Below are 7,905 nucleotides of genomic sequence, written 5' to 3' on the forward strand. Positions count from 1 at the left end.
GATGACCGCAGTAGTACTAGGAAACGTCGGGTCCGATGCAATGGCTCCATCAGTTCACCTGTTGTCGGACAGCTGTTTGCAAGCATATGCGGCTACAGCCAAACGAATGATCTGGTTTGCGACGAACAACGACGTAATTATTACACCGACGACAGTAACGCGCCCATTCTTAGACTATGTTAATGAACTAAAAGGTGGAAGCAACATTGTGTCGCTAACGACTTCCTCAATACATACGAAGCGTCCTTTACCGATCTCGAAAAAAGACATCGAGGCTGGCAGTCTTTTGTCCAAGTCCCTGAGCTTGTTGGCTTCGGACCGCGTTTCGTGTCTGGAGCCGTATATCGCCGACGAAATATCTATTTGCATTGCAAAATTTTTGGGGGATGTTCCCGTAGCGTTTTCAAATCAGACCTTACGGGTAAATCCAGAAGCAACTCGTCGTTTTAACGACAAGGCAAAATTTCGTGAGTATGCGCCCGATCTCGGCGTACCGATTGCAAGTGGCAGTGTCTGTTTAGACACCCAGGAAGTGGTGGATGCTGCGTGTAGAGCCCTTACAGTTTCCGATAAGGTTATTCTGAAGGTGGCTCGTCATTCAGGTGGTAGTGGCAACTTCGTCATGTCGAAGAGTATCGAAAGATCGTTCCAGGGCGCGACGCGCGCGGTATGTATTCGCGAGGCTGATGTCAGCTCTATACGCGCGGTGGTTCAAGAAATAGGATTGATTGCGACGGAGAAAGAGCCTGTGATCGTTGAGGAATATAGCGAAAACGAGTCTTCGGTAGGCATACATTTCGACATTAGAAGAGGCAGAGTAGCACTTGTAGGCGTTGCGTCAATCCTGTTCAATCCAGGATACGGAGGCGCATATTGGGATAAATCGCTTGTTGAACAACTGCCAAAAGACGTTCTGGCTTGGTGCCAAAATCTTGCCAATTATGCCCGTGAAGCCGGGTATTGTGGACCGCTCAGCGTCGATATCGTTAAGGCCAAAGATGTCGGTTTCTTTGCATGTGAAGTAAACGGGCGACACGGAGGTTTCTCTTCGGTCAAGGCCGTATTAAATTCTCTAGGATTAGAACCAGATATCAAAGCCGGAGAGCGCGTTGTCTTATCGCGAAACTCTATCCCTATTGACATTCCGTTTCCAGATCTTGTTGACGTGCTTGAAAAAAAACAACTGCACTACAATTCTTCTGTCAAACGTGGAGCAGTTGTGATGGTGGAGGGCTATGGAGATAACGGTCCGTTTGACTTCGTGATCGTCGGAAGCGATCTGAGAGATGTTCAAGGCATAGAATGCGACCTCATTGATTTGGCCGAGAGAGGATATTGAATACCATTTTTCGTCGTGAATTATTAGGGTGGTAATAATGAGTGATATTACAAAGGCGGTGGATGTCGAAGTTGGCAACCTTGTGCGGTTGGAGGAGCATCGGCAGTTATCCCAGATAAGCTTGGTCGCCTCTGAAAATTATTCCTCTCCTGCGATCAAGGCGTTTGAAGGAAGTATATTTGCCGACAAGAATGCGGAGGGTTACCCGGGTAAGCGGTGTGTCTCTGGTTGCGAATACGCTGACCAACTAGAAAATTTAGCCGTCGAGAGGGCAAAAACTGCTTTCGGATGCGAACACGCGAATGTTCAGGCCATGAGTGCTACCATTGCCAATTTCGCGATAATGAATGAGCTTTTTCAGCCACCCGACGGACTGATGGCAATGCGGCTTCAGGACGGCGGTCACTTAAGCCACGGCGCCCCCTTCCATGCAAGCGGCCAAAATTTTCGATGGTGTTTCTACGGAGTTTCAAAGGCCGATGAGCAACTGGATTATGATGAAGTGCGATCAGTTGCGCTGGAAAATCGACCTGCAGCAATCATCTGCGGAGGTTCGTCGTATCCGAGATTGATTGAGTATGAGAAAATGAATCAGATCGCACGAGAGGTTGACGCACTTCTTTGGGTGGATTTATCACATACCGCAGGTCTTGTGGCGGGACGCGCAACCCCCTCTCCTTTCCCTCACGCCGACATAGTGACCACTTCCACACACAAAACCCTGCGAGGACCACGTGGCGGTGGATTGGTATTGTGTAAAAGTGGTTTAGCTAAACAAATAGATAGAGCAATATTTCCAGGCTTGCAGGGCGCGCCCAAAATGGACTTGATTGCGGCGCGAGCGGCGTTACTTTCAGAAGTAACGACTGTTCGGTTTCAGGAGTATGCAAAAGATGTGTTGAGAAATGCGAAGGCGCTGGAGCGAGGCCTGCTCTATGCAGGGGCTACGCTTGTTTCCGGCGGTACTTCCTCGCATCTACTGCTTCTTAATTTGTTGAGGTGTCGCACGACCGGTAATGAAGTTGAAAGCTCGTTGCTAGAAGCTCAAGTCGTCGCGAATAAAAATCCAATCCCCTTTGACACGCTTCCGCCATCTAAGGCAGGCGGGCTGAGAATCGGTAGTGCTGCACTGACAACACGAGGGTTTGATGAACAGCAATTTTTTGAGCTTGGGGTAATGATTGGAACGGTCGTTACGTCTGCATGTAATCATGAGAGAGTGGCGGACCTGAGATCCTTTGTAAAGGAAAGCACGCAGGGACTTCCTTTGTTTAATCAGAAGTGGGTCGGGTAGTTGGCGTAAAACCGTCGAATACAATCGGATGGCATAACGCAGCCCTCCGCCAATACCCGTGCCTCGATTTGACACTTGGCTTTAGTTTAGGGAGCTGGATTGGAAGGAGAAGAGAAAGTGAATTTGCATGCTATCGGGTGGGTCCGCTCAAGGTGCCTCGGTGCCTTACATCTGGCATTCGGCAGGCTGGACCGAGGCCGGGATACACTGCTCGGTCGCAAAATTCGTTGTCGATGCCGAGCAAGGCGCCATGGCCTACCGAATGGCAGAGGGTCCCAAATGGGACGACTTCGATCAGGCACTTTCTGCGATACCGGATGTAGGCCCGGGCGGACACTAACTGGGCCATCCGCATACGCAGGAGAATTTCCAGCCCGCGTGCTTCATGCCCGAGCTCTTCGACAACAACTCGATCGGGCAATGGCAGGCAGAGGGCGGCGGCCTGGACACCACGAAACGCGCGCTGAAATACGCCCCTTTTGTCGGAATACCAGGAACCGAAGCTCGATGAGGCAAAGACGAGGCCCTACGCGACTACATCGCACGGCGTGAGCGGGAAATTCCGGCGGCCGATGAACTCAATCAGAGCTACTGATTTGCTCCCGGATCCGACCGCCAGCACGGCCGGCACTCCCATGTTGCGGCCCGGACTTGACACGCGAGCGGGCGGTCTAGCGGACCACCGCACTTGATATGAAACGAGGAAACGAGATGAAGATGGAAACAGTGCTTCTTACCGGTCATAGCGGCTTCGAGAAGCTCGAATATCGCACTGACGTGCCCGTCCGACGCCACGCCGCGGCGAGGTCCTGATCCGGGTCGGAGCTGCCGGTATCAACAACACCAACATCAACACGCGTTCAGGCTGGTACTCCAAGAGCGCGGCCGCCGAAACGAACACGGGCGCCGCAGACGGGTTCGCCGCGGCCGAAGGCGGCGATGCCAGTTGGTCGGGAACGCCGCTGGCGTTTCCCCGGAACCAGGGAGCGGACGTGTGCGGCCGCATTGTTGCGGTCAGCGACGACGTCGACCCGTCGAGGATCCGCTAGCGCGTGCTCGTTCGCAACATGCTGCCTTTGGCAGCGGGCAGTCTATTACTCTTTACGCGCAGCGAGCCATTGAGTTTCGATCTTCATCGTCGACCGCCATTATCGCCGGCGCTGTTGCCACTCAACGGGGTAAGTCGACACAGCACAGGTCCGCACTGGTTGGAATTCAAGAGGTCGTAGTAATCGAAGCCGAGCTCATACAAGCCCTTCGCGTCTGCTTTGGGAATTTCGGCAATTCCTCCATACTCGATTTGCGAGTATTGTTGATAAATGAGGACGGCTACGCATCAAGAACCAGAAAGCTTGTCTTGGCTCGTGAGACGCAGGGGCAAATCTGGTCATTGGCAGCCTTTTCTCGAGCTGAGAGAAACACGTCGCGATGATCGGGTTCGCCCTGCAGAACACCGGTTGCGCAGGAACCGCAAACACCCTGACGGCATGAAGAGGGTATTTTGACGCCCTGCTTCTCGAGCACTTCGAGAATACTACAGTCGGCGGGTATAAAGAAGTTTCCCCCTGAGCGGGCCAAGCGAACCTCGAAACTCGATTGTGGGCCGACCGATGCCGCCGGATCGGCGGAGAAGCGCTCTATATGGACAGCCGCCTCCTGCCAGCTCGCCTGTGCTGTCGCCTTGGCCAAATCCATAAACCCCTCCGGTCCGCATAGATAGAGATGGCCATCGGCGGGCGGGGCCGCGAGCAGCTGGACGAGGCGGTCCTTTATAGCGGCCCGCTCCAGCCCAAAATGGAAATGTACCTGACGGGAATAGGGTGCCTTGGACAGTTCGTGGCGAAACGGCGCCTGTTCGGACGACCGGGCAAAGTAATGGAGTTCAAAACTTCTCCCTATCTGTGCGAGGCGGTCGGCCATCGATAAGATCGGTGTGATTCCGATTCCTCCCGCTATAAGAAGCGTATGAGCCGCCGCCTCGTTCAGGGGGAAGTTGTTGCGCGGCCGGCCTATTTCCAGCTCGTCGCCTGCCGACAACGCTTCATGCATGAATCGAGATCCACCGCGGGAGGCCCCCTCGAGCTTCACCGCAATTCGGTAATTGGAAGCATCGTGGGGATCGGTGAATATGGAATACGTCCGCGACAGACCAGGTTTCATGTGAACTTCGACATGAGAACCCGGAGCGAAGGGTGGCAGCGTCAACCCACACGCCGGACTGAGCACGAACGAGCGTACATTAACTGCCTCCTCGCTTACGGCAGCGACGCGAACGGTGAGTGTGGTGGGAAGGGAGGCGGTTTTTCGAGCGCCGCCGAACGCGCGTGACCAAATACTCATATCTAAATGCTCACTTACCACTGAGCCGTTTGCGCATTTGCTCGGTGGACTCGGCTGTACCGTCATGGAACGAACCAAACCACTTGTCCCACGGAACGTTCTCTGAGCCGTAATTGCATTCGAAAAAGCGATGATGGAGCTGATGGTAAAAACTTCCTAGCGCCATCTGCCTCTTGTCGCGAGCGAGAAGCTCCTCGAAGCCCGAATGCGAGGCGAGCGGATTCAATACCTGTAAATGCATGTGGAACAGCATCAGAATTGGGTTGGACGGTACCACCACGTGAATGAGACACGAGGACAGGTACAGGACATGCTCTATGGGGTGCATGGAGAACCCCGACCACGGCCCGGTCGTGATATTGCGATGATGGACCGAATGGACAGTTCGGTAGAGCGGTCCCCAATGCAGAAAGCGATGGGCCCAATAAAAGTGGAATGAAAGCCAGAATGGGGTCAACAGGAAAAGAGCCACACCCAAAATTGGGTTTTGGGAAAAATTCAGCTGCGGGATGTAGCCATTGCTGAGCGCCCAGAAATACAGAACCTCGTAGGCGGTCCAGGTCGTAACACCGCTCGCAAGCGACCAGAACATATTGTCCCAGACCTGGTTGCTCAACGCGAACAACTTCTTGTTCTTGGCAAATTCCTGCGCGATGAATTTGCGCTTCTTGCCCTGCACCTTGTAGGTGTGAAGATAAAGGTGCAGTCCGCCGGCGATGATCGTGATCAGCGCAAAGTTGCGCAGATAGATCTGGGCGATCCACCGGAACTCGAAAGTGGCGCAGCGCTCGAGAGCGGGTTGCAGGTAGTTTGCGGTGAGAATGGCGGTGCCCAGGGTGACCGTCGTCATCGACAGTTCGAACCAGGACTTCGCAAGCCACCTGAACATTGCGGTAGGCCGCAGGGGCCATTCGAACAACGGCGAGTTCGGAATCGGCAACTTGGGATGCCAATTCCATTCCTCGTTCATTGGAGCGTCGTCGATAGGCAAATTGGAAGGATCGCGATCCATGACCGTTGCCTTTCCAGAGGAACTGTCTTCTCGGTTTGACATGTCTTTCCACCCAAACTGCTCTCCCAAAGGACGCCGGGCGCGCTGATGGCGTTCGGTATCTGAAGCAAAGGAATGGTCGCACGCAGGCGCAGACCTGTCCAATTTATTCTTACTTTATTGGAATTTTTATTCCGATATTCGAGAAAGGTCTTGTATCGCCGAGCGCCCGACCCTACGGGAAAACACCGATGCCTATTAAACCCACCTAGACCATCAGATGGACACGATCTTACAGGGGGCCAGAGTGATCCGGCCCGCCTCAAAATGTCACTGCAGGATACCGTTTTTCTTTGCCGTCCAAGTCGCCAAGTAGTCCATGAGTGCCGGCGAAAGACAATCATAAGGATCGAGCCCACATCCTTCAGTTTCGCGCGGATGCCATCCATCTCCGAGGGATCGACGCCCGGCTTCAATCACCGAAGACACGAAAGCGGCAAAGCCGGGCTGCGGCCAGTTGCCGTTGTCGAACAGCTCCGGGTGGATGAAGGACAGGCCCTTGAAGGCATGGTCCCGTTCTACCGGACCGTACATATGCGTGCCGCATTCTTTGCATGCGTGGCGTTGGATGAGTGCAGAAGGATCGACGACAGCGAGCTTGTCGCCGTTTTCGGCGACCGAAACGCTTTCGCTTGGCGCCACGGCCACGACGGAGAAGGCCGCGCCATCTGGCTTCCAGCACTTTGTGCAGCCGCAGGCATGGTTGTGGGCGATCCCGGTCGAGACCTTCACCTTAACAGGTCGATCTGTGCATTTGCAGGCAAGAATGCCGCCTGCATGATTGCTGTCGCCCTTGTGAAGCCCGTTCTGGATCAAAGGATGAAGAAGTCGAACGCTCATGGTTTTCTCCTGGGTTTCCCCGCGACATGCGGGTTCTTATCAGCGATCAATAGACGATCACTGAACGGATCGACTTGCCTTCGTGCATCAAGTCGAATGCCGTGTTGATCTCATCAAGCGGCAACTTGTGCGTGATCAGGTCATCGATGTTGATTTTGCCTTCCATGTACCAGTCGACAATTTTGGGAACGTCGGTGCGGCCGCGTGCTCCGCCAAAGGCTGTGCCTTTCCAGACGCGGCCGGTGACGAGGTTGGAATGGACGTGTGGAGATTTCCTTGCCAGCCTCGGCTACCCCGATGATGATGGACTCGCCCCATCCACGATGGCAGCATTCGAGCGCCTGGCGCATGACATTGACGTTGCCGGTGGCGTCGAACGAATAGTCCGCTCCCCCGTCCGTCAGATCTTGAATGGCCTGCACGACCTTGTCATTTCCCACTTCGTTGGGATTGATGAAGTCGGTCATCCCGAACCTGCGAGCCATTTCGACCTTGGCCGGGTTCAGATCGACGCCAATGATCTTTTCGGCGCGCACCATTCGCGCGCCTTGAATGACGTTGAGGCCGATTCCGCCGAGGCCGAAGACGACGACATTTGAACCGGGGCGAACCTTGGCGGTATAGATCACCGCTCCGATGCCCGTTGTCACGCCGCAACCGATGTAGCAAATTTTGTCAAAGGGGGCGTCCTCGCGGACTTTGGCGAGCGCGATTTCGGGCAGGACAGTAAAGTTAGCGAACGTCGAGCAGCCCATGTAGTGGAAGATCTCCCCGCTATCGCAGGAAAAGCGTCTCGTCCTGTCGGGCATCACACCCAGCCCCTGTGTCGATCGGATGGAGGTGCAGAGATTGGAACGCTGCGACAGGCAGGTTTTGCATTGGCGGCATTCCGGAGTGTAGAGCGGAATGACATGATCGCCTGGCCTCAACGTCGTGACGCCGGCTCGTCGACCGTGAACAATCTTGACCGCTAAGCGGCAAGCTGCTTCGGCCGGTTCAGGAACGCGACGATCAAGAGCCACAAAAATTGCTTCAGCCACC

General features: G+C 54.4%; 5 protein-coding genes and 2 pseudogenes. 3 read left to right on the forward strand and 4 right to left on the reverse strand.

Going from position 1 to position 7,905, the window contains the following annotated elements:
- Window position 1 precedes the first annotated feature (1 nt).
- The 3 genes and pseudogenes from NKH98_RS28680 (at window position 2) to NKH98_RS28690 (ending at window position 3,144) form a co-directional block, all read left to right on the forward strand.
- Complete coding sequence (locus NKH98_RS28680) at window positions 2-1,339, forward strand: preATP grasp domain-containing protein (RefSeq protein ID WP_352903556.1); 1,338 nt, start codon at window positions 2-4, stop codon at window positions 1,337-1,339.
- A gap of 37 nt (window positions 1,340-1,376) precedes the next feature.
- On the forward strand, window positions 1,377-2,633 hold the full coding sequence (glyA, locus tag NKH98_RS28685) for a serine hydroxymethyltransferase (RefSeq protein ID WP_352903558.1): 1,257 nt from the start codon (window positions 1,377-1,379) through the stop codon (window positions 2,631-2,633).
- A gap of 127 nt (window positions 2,634-2,760) precedes the next feature.
- Window positions 2,761-3,144 (forward strand): annotated as a pseudogene (locus tag NKH98_RS28690) (trimethylamine methyltransferase family protein).
- An 818-nt stretch (window positions 3,145-3,962) separates the two neighbouring features.
- Here NKH98_RS28690 and NKH98_RS28695 read toward each other — a convergent pair.
- The 4 genes and pseudogenes from NKH98_RS28695 to NKH98_RS28710 all read right to left on the reverse strand — a co-directional run.
- Window positions 3,963-4,793 carry a PDR/VanB family oxidoreductase gene (locus tag NKH98_RS28695; RefSeq protein ID WP_352903560.1) on the reverse strand — a complete coding sequence of 277 codons (831 nt, stop codon included), beginning with the start codon at window positions 4,791-4,793 and terminating at the stop codon, window positions 3,963-3,965.
- 190 nt (window positions 4,794-4,983) lie between these two features.
- Entirely contained in the window at window positions 4,984-5,985 is a 1,002-nt protein-coding gene (locus NKH98_RS28700) for a sterol desaturase family protein (RefSeq protein ID WP_352903562.1), read from the reverse strand.
- A gap of 309 nt (window positions 5,986-6,294) precedes the next feature.
- On the reverse strand, window positions 6,295-6,864 hold the full coding sequence (gfa, locus tag NKH98_RS28705; RefSeq protein WP_352903564.1) for an S-(hydroxymethyl)glutathione synthase: 570 nt from the start codon (window positions 6,862-6,864) through the stop codon (window positions 6,295-6,297).
- A 46-nt stretch (window positions 6,865-6,910) separates the two neighbouring features.
- Window positions 6,911-7,808 (reverse strand): annotated as a pseudogene (locus NKH98_RS28710) (zinc-binding dehydrogenase); the annotation flags it as partial.
- Between the last annotated feature and the right edge of the window lie 97 nt (window positions 7,809-7,905).

Origin of the sequence: Mesorhizobium sp. M0833, from assembly GCF_040319905.1 — a bacterium.
In the GTDB taxonomy this organism is placed as follows: domain Bacteria; phylum Pseudomonadota; class Alphaproteobacteria; order Rhizobiales; family Rhizobiaceae; genus Mesorhizobium.

Coding starts and splice junctions, on each gene's coding strand:
- NKH98_RS28680 (WP_352903556.1), top strand. CDS start 2: ATGACCGCAGTAGTACTAGGAAACGTCGGGTCCGATGCAATGGCTCCA.
- glyA (WP_352903558.1), top strand. CDS start 1,377: ATGAGTGATATTACAAAGGCGGTGGATGTCGAAGTTGGCAACCTTGTG.
- NKH98_RS28695 (WP_352903560.1), bottom strand. CDS start 4,793: ATGAAACCTGGTCTGTCGCGGACGTATTCCATATTCACCGATCCCCAC.
- NKH98_RS28700 (WP_352903562.1), bottom strand. CDS start 5,985: ATGGATCGCGATCCTTCCAATTTGCCTATCGACGACGCTCCAATGAAC.
- gfa (WP_352903564.1), bottom strand. CDS start 6,864: ATGAGCGTTCGACTTCTTCATCCTTTGATCCAGAACGGGCTTCACAAG.